The sequence below is a fragment of the Treponema saccharophilum DSM 2985 genome, from assembly GCF_000255555.1.
GTDB lineage: Bacteria > Spirochaetota > Spirochaetia > Treponematales > Treponemataceae > Treponema_D > Treponema_D saccharophilum.
Genome location: NZ_AGRW01000052.1, coordinates 65,684 through 83,322 on the forward strand (window position 1 = coordinate 65,684; position 17,639 = coordinate 83,322).

Annotated in this window: 12 protein-coding genes; 7 read left to right on the forward strand and 5 right to left on the reverse strand. The window is 56.1% G+C overall.

Annotated elements, in window-relative coordinates:
- A complete protein-coding gene (aspS, locus tag TRESADRAFT_RS11070; protein WP_002705750.1) occupies positions 1-1,836 on the reverse strand; it encodes an aspartate--tRNA ligase in 1,836 nt (611 codons plus the stop codon).
- A 126-nt stretch (positions 1,837-1,962) separates the two neighbouring features.
- Here aspS and TRESADRAFT_RS11075 point away from each other — a divergent pair, with 126 nt between their 5' ends.
- The 4 genes from TRESADRAFT_RS11075 (at position 1,963) to TRESADRAFT_RS11090 (ending at position 9,253) form a co-directional block, all read left to right on the forward strand.
- The gene (locus tag TRESADRAFT_RS11075; RefSeq protein WP_002705752.1) at positions 1,963-2,607 is read left to right on the forward strand and encodes an EcsC family protein; all 645 of its coding nucleotides are present in this window, start codon (positions 1,963-1,965) and stop codon (positions 2,605-2,607) included.
- Between the two features lie 109 nt (positions 2,608-2,716).
- A complete protein-coding gene (locus TRESADRAFT_RS11080) occupies positions 2,717-3,319 on the forward strand; it encodes a hypothetical protein (protein ID WP_002705753.1) in 603 nt (200 codons plus the stop codon).
- Positions 3,320-3,452: 133 nt separating this feature from the next.
- Positions 3,453-5,471: a 4-alpha-glucanotransferase gene (locus TRESADRAFT_RS11085; RefSeq protein ID WP_002705755.1), complete on the forward strand. Its 2,019-nt coding sequence runs from the start codon at positions 3,453-3,455 to the stop codon at positions 5,469-5,471.
- A gap of 197 nt (positions 5,472-5,668) precedes the next feature.
- The gene (locus TRESADRAFT_RS11090) at positions 5,669-9,253 is read left to right on the forward strand and encodes an alpha-amylase family glycosyl hydrolase (RefSeq protein WP_002705757.1); all 3,585 of its coding nucleotides are present in this window, start codon (positions 5,669-5,671) and stop codon (positions 9,251-9,253) included.
- 82 nt (positions 9,254-9,335) lie between these two features.
- Here the strand turns inward: TRESADRAFT_RS11090 and TRESADRAFT_RS11095 are convergent, their stop codons facing one another.
- The 4 genes from TRESADRAFT_RS11095 to TRESADRAFT_RS11110 form a co-directional block, all read right to left on the reverse strand.
- Entirely contained in the window at positions 9,336-9,680 is a 345-nt protein-coding gene (locus TRESADRAFT_RS11095) for a PqqD family protein (RefSeq protein WP_002705759.1), read from the reverse strand.
- Positions 9,681-11,558: an OPT family oligopeptide transporter gene (locus TRESADRAFT_RS11100; protein WP_002705761.1), complete on the reverse strand. Its 1,878-nt coding sequence runs from the start codon at positions 11,556-11,558 to the stop codon at positions 9,681-9,683.
- A gap of 178 nt (positions 11,559-11,736) precedes the next feature.
- Positions 11,737-13,053 (reverse strand): PALP domain-containing protein, encoded by a 1,317-nt coding sequence (locus TRESADRAFT_RS11105; RefSeq protein ID WP_040842983.1) that lies wholly within the window; start codon positions 13,051-13,053, stop codon positions 11,737-11,739.
- Positions 13,054-13,240: 187 nt separating this feature from the next.
- Positions 13,241-14,782 carry a DUF3943 domain-containing protein gene (locus tag TRESADRAFT_RS11110; protein WP_002705765.1) on the reverse strand — a complete coding sequence of 514 codons (1,542 nt, stop codon included), beginning with the start codon at positions 14,780-14,782 and terminating at the stop codon, positions 13,241-13,243.
- A 133-nt stretch (positions 14,783-14,915) separates the two neighbouring features.
- Here TRESADRAFT_RS11110 and dctP point away from each other — a divergent pair, with 133 nt between their 5' ends.
- The 3 genes from dctP to TRESADRAFT_RS11125 all read left to right on the forward strand — a co-directional run bounded on the left by dctP (position 14,916) and on the right by TRESADRAFT_RS11125 (position 17,621).
- Positions 14,916-15,926 carry a TRAP transporter substrate-binding protein DctP gene (gene dctP / locus TRESADRAFT_RS11115; protein WP_040842985.1) on the forward strand — a complete coding sequence of 337 codons (1,011 nt, stop codon included), beginning with the start codon at positions 14,916-14,918 and terminating at the stop codon, positions 15,924-15,926.
- A 135-nt stretch (positions 15,927-16,061) separates the two neighbouring features.
- The gene (locus TRESADRAFT_RS11120; protein WP_002705768.1) at positions 16,062-16,658 is read left to right on the forward strand and encodes an ATP-dependent Clp protease proteolytic subunit; all 597 of its coding nucleotides are present in this window, start codon (positions 16,062-16,064) and stop codon (positions 16,656-16,658) included.
- Positions 16,659-16,715: 57 nt separating this feature from the next.
- Positions 16,716-17,621 carry a GNAT family N-acetyltransferase gene (locus TRESADRAFT_RS11125; RefSeq protein ID WP_159100062.1) on the forward strand — a complete coding sequence of 302 codons (906 nt, stop codon included), beginning with the start codon at positions 16,716-16,718 and terminating at the stop codon, positions 17,619-17,621.
- Positions 17,622-17,639: the final 18 nt, after the last annotated feature.

The window sequence follows — 17,639 nt, forward strand, 5'->3', positions numbered from 1 at the left end:
CTATTCGGATTCCTTTTCCGTGCAGACGATGTGCAAATCTTTGAGCTGCTGCTCGTCCACTTCGCTCGGGCATTCGTCCATCGGACTTGCCGCGAGGTTGTTCTTCGGGAACGCGATGACCTCGTGGATTGATTCCTCGTGCCTCATGAGCATGACGAGGCGGTCGAGTCCCGGTGCGATTCCTCCGTGCGGCGGCGCTCCGAACTTGAATGCCTGGACGAGGAAGCCGAACGCCTTCTTCGCGCGCTCATCCGAGTAGCCGACAATCTTGAAGATTCTCTGCTGGAGGGCAGGGTCGTTGATACGCATTGAGCCTGAGGCAAGCTCGTAGCCGTTCAGGACGAGGTCGTACAAATCGCCCTTGACAGCTCCCGGGTCGCTTTCGAGCGTGTCCCAGTATTTTTTCTGCGGGAGGGTGAACATGTGGTGCTCGGTCTCCCAGTGGTTCTCGTCCTCGTTCCACGCGAAGTACGGGAAGTCGATTATCCACGCGAAGTGGAATTCGTCGGCGGGGTCGTAGAGGTTGAGGTCCTTTCCGAGCTGCTTCCTGACGGCGCCCAGCGCGACGCAGGCCGTCTGCCATTTTTCGTCGCTCACGAAAAGGAGGAGGTCGTTCTTCTCCGCGCCGAGTTTTTTGCAGATTTCATCTTCCTTTCCGGCGAAGAATTTTGAGATTCCGCCCTCGAATTTTCCCTCGGCGTTCACCTTCATCCATGCCAAGCCCTTCGCGTGGTTGATTTTCGCGACAGTCTCGAGTGCCTCGACCGCCTTGCGCGAATATTTGTCCGCGACGTTCTTCACGACGAGCGCCTTGAGCCCGCTCCGCTTGTGCCGCTCGATCGACTTGTCTGCGTTCGCCGCGCCCGCCTTGAACGCGTTGAAGTCCGACAAATCAGCCATGAACGCGGCATCCTGCATCTTCATCCCGAAGCGCAAATCCGGCTTGTCGCTTCCGTACAGGTCGAACGCGTCGTCCCAGCTGATTCTGTCGAATTGTGCGGGAAGGTCGTATCCGAGCGTCTTCTTGAAGATGTGGCGCATCAGCCCTTCCGTCGTCGAAAGAACTTCCTCGCGGTTCGTGAAACTCATCTCCATATCAATCTGCGTGAATTCCGGCTGGCGGTCTCCGCGCGCGTCCTCGTCGCGGTAGCAGCGGGCAATCTGGAAATACTTGTCGAATCCGGAGACCATCAAAAGCTGCTTGTAGAGCTGAGGAGACTGCGGAAGCGAGTAGAATTTCCCCGGGTGGACGCGGCTCGGGACGAGGTAGTCGCGCGCGCCTTCCGGCGTCGACTTGATGAACGTCGGCGTCTCGATTTCGAGGAACCCGAGCGACGTGAGGTATTCGCGCGTCGCGAACGTCACGTTTGAGCGCAGGATGATGTTCTTCTGCATCGGCTCGCGCCTCAAGTCGAGGTAGCGGTATTTGAGGCGGATGTCCTCGTTCGGGAGGGAGATGGTCCCGTCCTTCTGCCGCACTTCGTCAATCTGGAACGGAAGAACGTCCGACGTCGTGAAAATCTCGATTTCCTCCGCCTCGACCTCGATTTCTCCCGTCGCCATGTCGTGGTTCACGTCCTTCTCGCTTCTCGCGGCGACGACGCCCTTTATCGCGACGCAGTATTCTGATTTCAGTGACGCGGCAATTTTCTTCACTTCGTCGCTCGCCTTGTCCCCGACGACGACCTGCGTAAGCCCGTAGCGGTCGCGCAAAAGAACGAACGAAAGACCGCCGAGCAGACGGTTCCTGTGGACCCAGCCGTTGAGAACGACGGTCTTGCCCACATCAGACTTGTTGAGTTCACCGCAAGTCACGGTGCGTTTTGAGTTTTCCATTTCGATGAAACCTTCAGTAAAAAAATTTCCTCGATTTTACAGCGAATCGCCCCGTTGCTCAATTCGCACGCGCGCCAATCGCGCCTCGTGGACGTTTCGCGCTATAATGCGGGCGGAGGTGCTGATATGAGTCGTGAAGTGTCTGTGGTGGAGAATGGGCAGAAAGGTCTCGGCGTCCTTGAAGCGGTGTATGGGAAAGTCATTTCCGGCGTGCATCCGCTTTCGGAGCCGCTTGAAAAATTCGCCGAGGAATATATAAGGCAGGCTGCCGGCGACAAGGAGAAGGCTGTTGATGATATGGTCTCGAATCAAGTCGCGAAACTGGCGACAACGGGCTTTTTGACGGGATTGGGAGGGCTTATAACGCTGCCCGTGAGCATTCCCGCCGACATCACGACGGGATTGTATGTTCAGATGCGGATGATTTGCGCGATTGCGTATATGCGGGGGTATGACATACAGTCGGATGCGGTAAAGACGCTCGTTTACACAAGCCTGGTCGGGCTGAAAATTGTCGATTTGGTGAAGCAGGTCGGTCTGAAAGCTTCTGAAAAAATCGCGCTGAACATGCTGAAAAAACTTCCCGGGCATATTCTCGTGAAGATAAATCAGAAAATCGGATTCCGCTTTTTGACGAAATTCGGGCAAAAAGGTCTGGTGAATATATGGAAAGTAATTCCGGTCGTTCCCGGAATCGTAAATGCCGCCTGGAATGCTGTCGAGACGAAGGCTGTTGCGGAGCGCGCGAAAAAGAATTTCTGCGGACAATAAAACCATGTCAGGCACTGTTTCTGGGATGTATGCGCGCGAAGAATAGGAGCTGGTGCCGCTGCAAAAAACGCCTCTCGGACGTTTCGCTCTTTCATGGTATACTTTTCGCATGGGTACTAGGGAATTTATCGCATTTTTTTTCACTTCAGCATTGTTTTTTTCGTGCGCGTCCACCGGCGTTTCCGGAGGCGTGAGCACTTTTGTCGACACGACGATTTCCGAGGACAACAGCGTCAACACGTCGTGCGTTTTCACGAAAATCCATTCCGTAAGCTACGTCGACGGAACCGAGGCGGAGGCTTTTCATCTTTTCGGCTCAGGTTCCGGCGTCGTCATCCCGAAAAAATCGTATTCGTATGATTCGGTGAGCGGGACCATCGTTTTCAGCGACGAATCGGCGCTCAAATCCGGGCGCGTGTTCAGAATTCGCGGCGAGTACGAGAACCCGCCCGTCATAATCCTGAACGGAAACGTGAGCGGCGAGCCGCTCGTCATGGTCGGCGGGAAAAAGCTCGTCTCCGGCGTCGGATTCGATTACGACCCCGAGACGCTGCGCCTCTCTTTCCGCGATAAGCTCGACATCGATTCCGATTCGTTCGTCGTCTGCTGGTTCTCCGAGCTGAGGGAACACGTGTTCGGGAACAAGCGGTCGATGTTCGCGAAGGAATACGACGAGGAATTCGCGCGGTGGTGCGAGTCGAAGCAGAATTAGCGCTCGGTTGTGCCCGTTTTTTTGCGGGGAATTACGGCTCGCAATGTCGTTTTCCCGCAAAATAATGTCAGATTTTCCATATATGCCGTGAATATCTGTGCGGAGCATTTGAAAGCGTGGTATACTTTCCTTTATGGAAATCAAAAAATCAACAGGTGTCGTCGTTCCCCTCGGAGGCTTGAGGACTGAGACGTCCGGCTTCATCGGCGAGTACACCTCTCTCCCTGAATTCGCGGAATTCTGCAAGATGGCGGGGCTGTCGATAATCCAGCTCCTTCCTGTTCTGGACACGGGAACGCACAGTTCCCCCTATTCAAGTCTGAGCGCGTTCGCGTTGCATCCGATTTTCATAAATATGGAAGACATTCCCGGTTTCGAGAGGTGCATGTCCCACAATCCGTCATGCCGTGCCGAATACGACAAGCTCAAGGAGCTTTCTGCCGCGCCGAGGTTCGATTATGAGAAAATCAGGACGTTGAAGGAATCCATTCTGCGCAGCATCTATTTCAGCATGATGAACACGGACGAGTCCTCTATTCGGGAATATGGGCCGGGATATTCGCTGTTCGTCGAGCAGAATGCCGAATGGCTCAAGCCGTATTGCGTTTTCAAGAACCTCAAGGACAAATACAATCAGGCAAGCTGGAAGGAATGGAGCCGGGAGGATGTCGGGCTTTCAGGCGAGGAGATTCTCGGGCGCTGGTACGACGAGCGGCTCAAGGACAATCACCGCTTCTACGCGTGGGAGCAGTACTGCGCCCACATTCAGCTTTCCGGTGCCGCGGAAAAGGTCCGGGCGATGGGCGTCAAGCTCAAGTGCGACCTTCCGATTCTCCTCAACGACGATTCCTGCGACGTTTGGGCGACGCCGTCTCTTTTCAGCCAGAAATGCCGCGCCGGCTCACCGCCCGACGGCGACAATCCGAAAGGGCAGAACTGGGGATTCCCCGTTTACGATTGGGCCGCGCAGGAGAAGGACGGTTTTTCGTGGTGGAAGATGAGGCTCTCGCAGGCGGCGCGCTACTTTGACGCGTACCGTCTCGACCATATACCGGGGTTCTTCCGCTTTTGGGGCGTTCCCGAGGGCGACAGGACGGCCGAATTCGGAATCCATCTTCCATATTCGTCGATTTCCGCGGCGACTCTCGAAAAATACGGCTTCTCGAAGGAGCGTATCCGCTGGCTCAAGGAGCCGCATATCTCGACCGAGGATTTTTTCAGGCGGACGGGCGATTTCGACAAGGCGCACGCGATTCTTTCCGTGTTCTGCGAGAGAATCGGATACGAGGAGCTGTGGCTCTTCAAGCGCGACTTCAAGTCGGAGCTGGACATCCGCGCCGTCTCCCTTTCCGGATTCGGGCTTGACGAGCAGATTCAGCGCGAGCTTACGGAGCTTTTGTGCGCGTGGTGGCACAACAGGACGCTCATCGAGGTCAAGAAGGGATTGTTCGTCCCGAATGCGAAATTCAGCGATACGCGCGCATGGAATTCGCTCGACCAGGGAGAGAAGGACGCGCTCCTCTCTCTTTTCAGGGAGAACGCCGAGAAGGAGGAGCTGAAATGGGGAAAGCAGGCTGAGACGATTTTCTCTGCCCTTATCCCGTCGACGAAAATGGTTCCGTGCGGAGAGGATTTGGGCGTCGTCATAAAGGAAATGCCGCGCGTCATGGAGAAATTCGGCATACTCGGGCTGAAGGTAATCCGCTGGTGCAGGAAATGGAGCGAGCCGGGGCAGCCGTACGAGAAATTCGCCGATTATCGGAAGCTCAGCCTCGTGACGACGAGCGTGCACGATTCGTCCACGCTCAGGCAGTGGTGGGAGACCGAGAAGGATTCCGTCGGCGCGTTCTGCCGTTCGTTCCTCGGCGGGGACGAGGACTGCTGGAAATCGTTCGACTCTGTCATCGCGGAGAAAGTGCTTTCGGCGTGCGCGTCTACGCGCGGCGTCTGGCTCGTCAATCCGCTGCAGGACTGGCTTTACCTCGACGACTCGCTCTACTTGCCCGATTCATCGGCCGAGCGCGTGAACATTCCCGGAACGGTGTCCGAATTCAACTGGACGTGGAGAATGCCCGTTACGGTCTCCGCGCTCCGCTCAAACGAGTCCCTTGTCGGAAAAATCAGAAGCATTGCGGAATCTCATGACAAGTAGGCGCGTATGCCCGTGCTGCGTTCGGGGTATGATGTCGTTATCGAAAAATGTATCCGCACGGAAAATGCTGCATTTCACGGCGGTAGTTAAAAAAATGGCGGAATCCGGATTTTCGGAAAACGCCGAATAAAAAAAAGTATGGCGCGGCTGCGCGTTTTTGCCGCTTTCCGCGTCCCCATGAAAAAAAGGAGGAAATGATGAAATCTGATTCGGAGCTGTTCGGTGGATGTTCGTACAATGAATTCCACATTGCTGCGGCAGTGCGCGATGCGTGCGGTTTTTCAGATTCGATGTACCAGTCGAGCGGGAACGTCATTCTCGCGAACATAGGCGCTGTCAGGGCTTTTGCCGTCAGGTTCAACAAGTACCTGGCAAGCCAGAATCAGGCTCAGGTATCTGCCGGCACCCTCAACGCGATGGGGCTTCTTGACGAGATTTTCCATCTTGCGTGCTATATTTACCGGCGGCAGCGCTGCGCTTGTGCGTTCACGGATTTGCACTCAGAGCTGAAATCAGCGCTCGGCGAGGACGGCATCGAGTCGGTAATCGTCGGATTCACGAAAGAATTTCCTCCGACATGCGTTTACAACGGCGAGTGTTCGGTAAAGGAATTCCTCGACACGGAGATGACGGAGCGCAAGACGGGGCGCGTGCGCACGAACAGGGAGCAGGCGCTTGAGGAGATGATTATGCTCCGCCTCGCGAACGAGAATCCCGCGTTCAAGCCGTTCCGCGTGCTTTTTGACGATTCGAACCTGCGCGAGAATCCCGTTTACGACAAGGCGTGGGAAGTCGCGAAGAAGTATTTCGCGAGCCTCCCGAAATTCGGCTCTTTCTCGCACGACCTCATAACGTTCCTGAAGGAGCCTGTCGCGTATGCGCCGGACAACCTCCAGCAGCAGCTCGATTACGTCCGCGTCCATTGGGCGGAGCTGTTCCTTCCGGGCGAGGGAGAGGGCGAGGATTATTGGCTCAGGCGTCTTTTCGGCGGAATCGACATACTTTCCGAGGAATGGAAGCCGGAGTGGAAGCCGACGAACGGCGGAAGCCCGGACATGTCTCCCCCAAACTACGACTACCTCATGCGCGAGTACGAGCGGTTTAGCGCGGACAGCGACTGGATGCCGAACGTCGTCCTGATGGCGAAAACGGTTCTCGTGTGGCTCTACCAGCTTTCGAAGAAGTACAACCGCGAGATTAGGCGGCTCGACCAGATTCCCGATGAGGAGCTTGATTTGCTCCGCGACGAGGGCTTCACGGGGCTGTGGCTCATCGGAATCTGGGAGAGAAGCACCGCGAGCCGGACGATAAAGCAGCTGTGCGGGAATCCCGAGGCGGCGGCGAGCGCGTATTCTCTGGACGATTACGATATCGCGGAGAATCTCGGCGGATGGCGCGCGCTTGAGAACCTCCGGACGAGGCTCTGGCAGCGCGGAATCAGGCTTGCGAGCGACATGGTTCCGAACCACACGGGAATGGACGCGAGATGGGTCGTCGAGCGCCCCGACCTTTTCGTGCAGCGCCGCGACAATCCGTTCCCGCAGTACACGTTCAACGGCCCGAATCTGAGCCACGACCCGCGCGTGGCAATATACCTTGAGGACCATTACTATTCGAAAAGCGATTGCGCCGTCGTGTTCAAGCGCGTCGACACCCAGAGCGGCGACACGCGCTACATCTATCACGGGAACGACGGAACTGGAATGCCGTGGAACGACACCGCGCAGATAGACTTCCTGAATCCGCAGGCGCGCGAGGAAGTCATGCAGAAAATCCTCCATGTCGCGCGGAATTTCCCGATTATACGGTTCGACGCGGCGATGGTTCTGGCGAAGAAGCACATAAAGCGCCTCTGGTATCCCGAGCCGGGAAAAGGCGGCGACATCGCGACGAGAAGCGAATTCGCGCTTTCCCCGCAGCAGTTCGAGGATGCGATTCCGCAGGAATTCTGGCGCGAGGTCGTCGACCGCGTTGCCCGCGAGGTTCCCGACACGCTCCTCCTTGCCGAGGCGTTCTGGATGATGGAGGGCTACTTCACGCGCACGCTCGGAATGCACCGCGTCTACAACAGCGCGTTCATGAACATGCTCAAGAAGGAGGAGAACTTCAAGTACCGCGCGACGGTGAAGAACACGATTCAGTTCGACCCGCAGGTGCTTAAACGATACGTCAACTTCATGAACAACCCCGACGAGGAGACCGCCGTCGCGCAGTTCGGCAAGGGCGACAAGTATTTCGGCGTCTGCACGCTTATGGCGACGATGCCGGGACTGCCGATGTTCGGGCACGGTCAGCTTGAGGGGTTCGAGGAGAAATACGGGATGGAATATACGCGCGCATACCGCGACGAGCAGCCCGACGAATACCTCCTCGACCGCCACAGAAGAGAGATTTTCCCGCTGCTCCACAAACGCTACCTTTTTTCCGGCGTCGATGATTTCCTCTTCTACGATGTGTGGTGCGCCGGAAGCGTCAACGAGAACGTCTTCGCGTACTCGAACAAATGCGGCTCGGAATACTCGCTCGTGTTCTACAACAACAAATACGAGCGCGCGTTCGGCTGGATAAAGCAGTCGTGCGAGTACGCCGTAAAGACGGGGCCCGGCGACAACGACAAGAAGCTCGTGTCGCGCTCGCTCGCCGACGGGCTGGGGCTTTCGAAGCGCGACGACTACTACCTCATTTTCCGCGAGCAGAGAAGCGGTCTTTGGTTCGTCAGAAAATGCCGGCAGATTCAAGACGAGGGAATGTTCATCGGGCTCAACGGGTTCGAGACGCAGGTGCTCCTCGACTTCCGGCAGGAGCAGGACGTTGACGGGAAGCTTTCCACGCTCTGCGCGTTCCTCGACGGACGGGGAATCCGCGACCTTGAGATTGCATGGCAGGAGCTTCGGTACAAGGAGCTTTACGAATCGTTCTCCAAGGTTTTCGTTCCGGGGCTTGAGGATGCCGTCCGCTCGCTTCTCCTGACGATGAAGGAGCTGAGGCGCTCAAAAATCCGCCGTGCGAACGTGAATTCGATTTGCGCGCTCGTCGAGGAGAACCTCCTTTCGTTCTACGAAATCGCGAACAAAACGATTTCGGCAAGCGGCAAGCGCAAGATTAAGCGGCTCGCCTCGCCGAAAACGCAGTTCGCGCAGTTCAAGCGGAAGATGGCGCACATCGTACGCACCGCCGCGGAAATCAGGAAGAATTCCGCCGTCGTCGAGAAGCAGATTGCGCTCTCGACGAAATCTCCCAAGACGTTCCTTGCCGGGGGAATCCTCTCCCAGAACGAGGGGCTTCTTTTCGCGGTCGTCTATTCGATGGTCGCCGACCTCGCCCTCCGCGGGGCAGCGAAGGAATGGGCGCTGTACCGGAAAATCTCGGAATTCCTCAAGAATGCGAACGTCAGCGAGTTCGTGACGTACAATTTCTTCGAGCGCGCGTTCACGCTTGCGGCAAAGAAGCAGCCGACGTTCGGCGAGACGGAGAAGGAGGCGAAGGCAAACTCGATTGTCGCGAGGAACATCGCGGGCGGGGACGATGCCGGGCTTCTCGTGGGCGCGAACGAATACGACGGAACGGTCTGGTTCAAGAGCGAGCTTATGGATTCGAGCATTTTCATCGCGCACGAGATTCTCCTTCTCGGCGCGGGAAAGAAGAAATCGGCGCGCATCCTCAAGATGTTCGACGCGATTTCCTCCGCGAAGGACGCATCCGAATTCAAGCTCGGCGAATTCCTCAAGGAATTTCCGCCCGTAATCGACGGAAGAAAGACGAGGCGCCGCTCGTCAAAATAACATGAGCTGAAAAAAAGGCTGTCCGTTTCGGGCAGCCTTTTTTGTTTTCGCTCAGTCCGTTTTTCCGGACGGCGGCTCTCTTTCAGTCATGATGACGAATCGTGATGAAGGCGCACTGTTCGAGCGTCTTCATGTATGAGGCGAGCCGTGCGTGCAGCGGCTCCACTTTGTCGCCGAATTCCTCGGAAAGCTTCCGCGCGATTTCCCCGACCGTCGTTTTCCCGTCGATATTTTTCCACACGAACGAGCCGAATTCGTCGAGGTGAATCTGCGTGAATCTCGGCTTCCCGAGAATTTTCTGCATGACGAAGTTGAACGCGCCGCGGTTTTCCACGAATAACGTCGCGTTCCCGTTCTCGTCAGCCTCCGTCCTGAGCCGACCGTCCGGAACGGGGACGAGGTCGAGGAGGTTCGCGGCTTTTTTCATCTACTTGCGTGCCTTGACGAGCGCGAATTTCGTGATTGCGGCGACGATGAGCGCGAGCACGACGACTCCGCCTACCGTTCCCGTGTTGGCTGACGAGAGGTCGATTGCGCCGTCGAGCCCGAGGACGGTGATGAGCGCGAGGATGATTCCGATTATTCCTTCGCCCGCGATAAGCCCCGAGCTGAAGAGGACGCCCGATGAATTTTCCTTCGCGGAATCCTTGTTGCGGGATTCGATTGCGTGCCTGATGACGCCGCCAATCATAATCGGGGCTGTCAGCTCAAGCGGAAGGTAGATTCCGATTGCGACGGCGAGCGACGGAATGCGGACGATTTCAGCCGCTATCGTGATGAAAACGCCGAGGAACACGAACGCCCACGGGAGGTTCCCGTCCATAACGCCCTCGGTGACAAGCTTCATGAGCGTTGCCTGCGGCGCGGAAAGCTCGCTGGAGCCGAATCCCCATGCCTTGTCGAGGAGGATGAGCACGCCGCCGATAGAGAGCGCCGAGACGACGGCCCCGATAAGCTCGCCAATCTGCTGCTTTCTCGGTGTCGCGCCGAGGAGGAATCCCGTCTTGAGGTCCTGCGACATGTCGCCCGCGAGCGCCGCCACGACGCAGATAATCGAGCCGATTGTTATCGCGCTGACCATGCCGTGGCTTCCCGTGTCGCCGGAAACCTTGAGGAGAATCGTCGAGATGAGGATTGTCGCGATTGCCATTCCCGAGACCGGGTTGTTGCTTGAGCCGACAAGGCCGACCATCTTCGACGAGACCGTCGCGAAGAAGAATCCGAAAATGACGATGAGAATGGCGCTTATGATTCCTGCCTGTATCGGCGGGAGAAGCCATATTGCGACTGCGATTACGGCGCATCCTGCGAGGACGAATTTTATGTCGATGTCCTTTTCCGTGCGGTCAGCTCCATTTGCGGCGGATTTCGACAAGCCGCCGAGCGCGCTCGTGAACGTGCGGACGATGAGCGGAAGCGATTTTATGAGGCTGATGATTCCCGCGGCGGCAAGCGCGCCCGCTCCGATGTAGCGGATGTAGCTCGACCATATCGCGCCCGCGCCGCCGTTCTCGTACAGCTCCTTTATCGATGCTGTCGCCGGGAAAATCGTGCTTGAGCCGCCGAAAGTGATGATTGCCGGGATGAGGACGAACCATGCGAGGATTCCGCCCGCGAAAAGGTATGACGAAATCTTGATTCCGCAGATGTAGCCGACGCCGATGACGGCGGGGTAGATTTCCGTCGCGAATTCCGTCTTCAGAAATCCGATTGGAACGGAAATCGCGCCCTGTACGAGCTTGAGCCCGTCGATGACGAATTTGACGACCGCGGAGAATCCCATTCCCGCAAAAATCGCCTTCGCTCCGGAATTGTCCTTCTCTCCTGAAAGAAGAACTTCCGTGCACGCCTGCGCCTCCGGGTAGGGAAGCGTTCCGTGCTCCTGAACGATTATCGAATTCCTGAGCGGAATCATGAAAAGGACGCCGAGAACAGCGCCGCAGACCGTTATGAGGGAAATCGTGAGGAGGCTCGGCTCGCCGATAAGCCCTTCCTTCGCCCAAAGAAACAGCGCGGGAATCGTGAAAATCGCGCCTGCCGCGACCGATTCGCCTGCGGAGCCGATTGTCTGGACCATGTTGCTTTCGAGAATCGAATTCTTCTTGAGGATGATGCGCGTCACGCCCATTGCGATGACTGCAGCGGGAATCGACGCTGAAATCGTCATTCCGACACGAAGCCCGAGGTACGCGTTTGCCGCGCCGAATACAATCGCGAGTATTATGCCCGTGATTACCGATGTTGCTGTGAATTCCGGCGTTATCCTGTCTGCCGGAATATAAGGTGTGAATTGTGTTTTTTCCATGATGCGATTATATCATTCTGTAGTTGAATCAGTCTTCCCCTCATATGCAAGGCGGAATATCATCGCGCGCGGGCGGAGCATGCGCTTTTTGTGGAAACACGGCCGATTTTCGCAGAAAAAAAAGCGGAGGCTCTCCGAATTCTTCTCGAGCCTCCGCCTTTCCTGCGCGTTCGTTCCGTTACAGGAATTCCTCCATCGTCCTGATGACTTCTCCTGCGTCCGAGACGAGATTCCGTCCCGTTTTTGACGGCGAAAGGATGTCGCGTATGTTATCGGGAAGGTCGGGCGCCTCGCCGATGTTGTGCTTTATGAAATCGGACGAGAAGACCGGATGGTCACGCCGCACGAGCACGACTGCCGCGTCGTCCTCGCTCGTCATGCCGCTCCTCTTCTTTGCCGCCGCGAATGCTTCCGATGTCGCCTTTCCCGCGTGCAGCCCGTATTTCATGAAAAGCTCCTGGCACGCCGCCGCCGATTCCTGTTCCGAAACGTCGGCGGGGAAGATGAAATGCTTGAGCATCATCGAATTCGCGTCGAACACATATTCGAGCCGCTCCAGGTTCGATGGGCTTGCCGGGTCGCACGGTTCCCTGCCGCTGAAATCGACAATCGAATCCATGACCTCGCAGTTACCGCGCAAATCAAGGTTCAGCTCGTTTGTCGTCGGGCAGATGAAGCCGTTTACGGGAAGCGAGAGCTGCCAGCTGTACAATCCTGCGACGAGATTCGAGTAGTTTCCCGGCGCCATCGCGTAGAAAATGTCTCCGCAGACGAGCTTCTTGAGCCGCGAGAACGCGAACGGATAGAAGAACGACTGCGGCATAAGCCTTCCGATATTTGCGGTGTTCGCGACCGTGAGCCTGAACGACTCGACGAGCTTCCTGTCCGCGAAGATTTTCCTGACGATGTTGTGGCAGTCGGCTTCCGTCCCGTCGATTTCAATCGGGAGGATGTTCCCGCCGTTCCACACGAAGTCGCTTTCGCACAGCCCCCTGATTTTCGGCTCCGGTTTCGTGGGGTAGAGGAGTACCGCCTTTATGTGCTTCTTTCCCTTGAGCGCGCGTGCGAGACTTGCCCCAAGCTCCCCGATTGTCGCGTCGAGGAAGACAGCCTCGCGGCCTTTCAGCGTCAGAATCGTCTCTAGGCAGTTGACGAGGTATGATATGCCGAAGTCCTTGTGGCTTCCCGTCGGCGTGTTGAACAGGTTCAGCGTGAACAGCCGCTCGTCTATCTGCTTCAGTTCCGGCGCGAACGGAAACGCCTTCGACGCGATTGTCTCGCATATGATGGGGCTGAATTCCTCGTTTATGCACGCCGACGTGAGGGCGCCTGCTATCGATGCGAATGTCGTCTTCTCGTCGGTGTAGAGAATCCACCTGCGGAGATCCGCGCTTTCCTCTGGAACGTACAGCCCGCCGTCAGCGGGGATACAGTCGAGAACCGCCGTCTCGAAATTCACAGAATGTCCTGGATTTCTTGTGCTGATAAATTTCATGCGGAACAGTATATCACGATTTTTGACTCAATGAAGCGTGCTTCCATAATGCAGCCTTAAGGAAACGACGCTTCCCGCATTTTTCGGTCTCATTCCGAACCGATTTCCGTGAAATCACGTTCGGAATGAGAAAGGGCAAATCGCCGTTTTTACTGACGGCGCCATGCGAATATAAAAATCGAATTCTCTAGCGCAGCTGGAGCTTCGCGAATACCGTCGCGTTGTTCACGAACTGAAGGACGTCGTCGATGTTCCTGTATATCGCGTATTTCGTGTAGAGCTCCTCGTTGAATCCGATTCGGACGCGCCTGGAAAGGGGGAATTCCGCGCTGATGTTCGCGATTCCGACCAAATCCCATCCTGCCTGCGTTCCCCGCTCGCCCGAGATGAGGAACTGGAGCTGGTTGTAGAAATCGTACATGGCGTATCCGCGGAACCCCGCCGAGAGAGACATCCCGTTTTCCGTGCGGTAGCGCGCGCGGAGGATTGTCTGCGCTCCGATGTTGTAATTGTACGGCGCGGACGTTCCTTCCCTGTTGTCTACGGCGTATTTCTCGTCGAAATCCCTTCTGTAATAGTAGAAATCGCTCGTTCCGAGGATGATTCCCGCGAGGTGCGCCTGCCATTCGAATGAGGCGTCGTCCCCCCGTATGCGCTGCTTTATGGCGAATCCCGGCGCGAGCGACGAAAGCAGGTAGTACGAATGCCAGTCGAAGTCGTATTCCATCACGATTCCGACCGTCGTGTCCTTGTTCTCCCCGAAGTCGGGCGCGCGCGAGACGAGCATTCCGTCGCTGAGAATTCGTATGTCGTAGAAAAGCTTCTTGTCAAGCTCCGCGAAGTTGCAGTCCGAGCCGGTTCCCGAGCCTTTTCCCATCGCGCCCGAGAACCTGAATTCGAACTGGCTGTACGGGTCGTTTGAGTCGTGCCCGTACGGGTCGTTGTACGCGATGAAAATCTCCGGCGTCGCGAACACGGGATAGATTTCAGTCGCGTCGTAGTCGCCCTTGTAGCCGAGCAGGTTCGTGTGACCGACGCTGTTTCCGATTCCGGCGGAAAGAGACAGCTCGTGGATGTTCCCGCTTTTTCCGCGCGGTTTCTGCCTCGTCACGAGCTGCGTGTAGAGCCGCGTCGGGTTAATCGCGATTCCAAAAAGGTCGTGGATTTCGTCCGCTTCGAGCGAGAGCCGGTAGAGCATCTCGCCGACGCAGAACGCCCCGAGCGACGTGTAGACCATGTCGTTGAAGGACGGCGCGTTCCGCTCGCACAGAAATTCCCACGACAAATCGCCGAGCGTCGTCAGCGCGAGCGACTCGAGCCTGTTGAGGTTCGAGCCGCGGGAAATCATATAGTAGAAGCTTCCCTGATACGGATGGAGGACGAAATTCGTCCAGTACCAGTCCCTGTCCCACTCGCATTTCCTCTCCCAGAAATGGTCCCAGATGTCCGGTCCGACCTGCGCCCAGGGCGCGTTGCATATGTACTTGTTGTAGGAGCAAAGAAGGACGTTCCATGCGACGACGCCGCCCGCCGCGGCAAGATAATGCTTTTCCCCGTCGTTCTCGTGGAGCCATCCCCCGCTTCCGGAATCCGCCCCGGCCGTCGCGCTGGTGTCGAATTGGATTTCCGCGCTTTGTTCCGCCGAGTCCGTTCCCTGTTCCGTCTGCTGTGCCGTTACAAAATTCGCAAAAGCGGCACCGATGAGAATGAATAAAAACACCTTTTTCATAGACTGTGGATTTTCGTGAATTTTCCGATGTTGTCAACATTCGCGCAAAAAAGAAAGCGGCGCTCTCGCGTTTCTGCCCCAAATTTAAGCTCCGTTTTTTGAAAAATCGTGTTGTTTCATGTAGAATTGAGCCATGAAAAAAATGATGGTGATTTCGGCTGTCGTCGCTGCTGCGGCCGTTGTTTTCTGCGTTAAAATCGCAAAATCCTGCATCGGGGGTAAGGCTGCCCCGGTTGTCCTCCGCCTTTCCGAGGTGCAGGGGGACGGCTATCCGACGGCGCTCGCGTGCGGCGAATTCTCGCGGCTCGTCGAGGAGCGTTCCGGCGGGAGAATCAAGATTGAAGTGTACACCGGCGGACGGATTTACGAGGACGAGAGCGATGCGCTCGGCGCGCTGTGCGACGGTTCCCTCGATTTCGCGCGCATCTCCTCCGCGCCCGTCTCAAACCGCGTGAGGAAGCTGTGCGTCATCCATCTGCCGTATCTTTTCCGCGACAAGAACCATTTCATGGGCGTGCTTTCCGGAAAAATCGGCGACGAGATGCTTTCGAGCATGAAGGAGTCGGGAATCGGAATCGAGGGGCTGTGCTTCTACGATTCGGGCGTCCGCTCGCTCTATTCGGTAAGCCCCGTCCATAGTGCCGACGACGTCATCGGCATGAAAATCCGCATCCAGACGTCGCCCGCGATGATGCGGTTCTGCGAGCTTCTCGGCGCGACCGGAATAACGGGGATTCCCTCGAACGAGGTCTACAACAAAATCCTGAACGGGCTTGTCGACGGCGCGGAGAACAACATCTCGACGTACAAAAGCAAGGGCGACTACCAGGCGGCACCGTACTACACGAAAACGGAGCACGTCTACGTTCCAGACGTCCTGATTGCGTCGGAGAAGACGCTCAAAAAACTCGGCGAGAAGGATGCCACGCTCATACGCGAGTGCGCGAAAATGACGCAGGAATTCGAATTCAGGAAGTGGCTCGAATTCGAGGAGGAGTCCGAGCGCGTCGTCCGCGGCGCCAAGAACACGATAATCGAGCTTTCCGACGAGGAGCGCGGCGAATTCAGGCGCAAGGTCATGCCGATGTACCGCGATTACGAATCCGATTTCGGCGATATTATCCGCGCAATTCAGAAATCGTGACGGAATCGCGCGATTTTCCGACGGTTTGCCATTTAGACGTAATTCGAGTATATTTTCAGAAACGTCAGGCGGATTTTCGTTTAAATCCGCTTGTTTTTTTCAATATTATCCGAATGGAAAGAAAGAGGAGACAGAATGGGTACAATCCTTAACGAAGAGGAAAAGAAAGAGGAGAAGAAGGAAGATTCGCTTTCGGAGAAATTCCTCAAGACCCGGCAGATTATACTGAGCGGGGAGATAAACGAAGAGAACGCGGAGAAAATCATCAAGCAGCTCCTTCTCCTTGAGGCGGACTCGGACAAACCAATCTACATCTACATCGATTCACCCGGCGGCTCAATCGATTCCGGATTCGGAATTTACGACATGATTCGCTTCATCAACGCGCCCGTCTATACAATCGGAACGGGGCTTATCGCCAGCATGGGGTCGATAATCCTCCTTTCCGTGCCGAAGGAACGCCGCTTCGGGCTTCCGAACAGCCACTATCTTATCCATCAGCCGCTTATCGGCGGCGTCGCGCGCGGCGTTGCGACCGACCTTGAGATTCAGGCTGTGGAAATCGCGAAATCGAAGGAGAAGCTCATAAAGCTCATCGCCGACGAGACCGGAAAATCCGAGGACGAGGTTCGCGCCGACTGCGACCGCGACCATTGGCTTACGGCGGATGAGGCGCTTTCATACGGATTGATTTCAAAAATCGTCACGAAACGCGGCGATTTGAACGCCTAGTCGGAAGAAAACATGTTCCCGCTTTCCGAACCGGTAATTTCCGAAATAATTTTCGCGATGGAGAACCAGACCGAGGAATTCGTCCTTGTCGCTTCGGCACAGAAGGGCGTCTCGGTCGTCCCGTTCTCGTCGCTGTCGTATGATTCGGATTCCGCGCAGGATTCGGGGATACGTCCGGAGGACATTTACTCTCTTCCGAAATGGTTCTCTTCCGACGGGTTCAATCTTCTTGAGTCGTTCGCAAAAAGCCTTTGCAGTTCCCCCGTCAGGGACGAGCTGCTCGGCGTGCTGTCGAACGGCAGGGGGGTGTTCAAGAATTTTAAAAATGTGCTTAAGAACCATCCGGATATAGAGCGCGACTTCCACCGCTTCAAGGAGCGGAAAATGCGTTCGCGTGTCGAGGAATGGTATGCTTCGCTCCGTGAGAATTGGAGCCAGGAGAAGTCGGCTGACGGGGATACGCTCTCTCTCTGCCTGATTTCGGATGGCTTCTCGTTCAGCCGGTATGACCGCAAGGCGGAGTCCGGTTGTGTCGAATCGGAGCTGAGGATTTTTTCGGAAAAGAAGGAAGATGAGCTGAAGGCGGCTTATCCCGGAGATGCCGGCGTCTTGCTTGCGGATTTTTGGAACATCCGCTCCAGCTGCGCGCTCGGGGAAATCGGCGGTGCGGACGGTTTTGTGTGCCGCACCGCGTCCGATGATTTTGTCGGCTGCCTTCTTTTCTCATCGGGTCCGGCAGATGCAAGAGAGTCAGCAACTCTAACTACCTGTTTTGTCAAAGATGGTTTCCATGGATTGGGAATCGCGGAGCGGCTTTTTGAGACCTGCGTTTCTTTTATGCGCGGGCACGGCATCCGCACTTTTTTTGTCGCCGATTTTTTCATGTCCGAATCGCTTGAGAAGGTGCTTTTCGGGTTGGGATTTGAGAAGATTCATTCTTTTTATGTGGCGAGATTTTTTTAATTTGAGGAGAGTTTTATT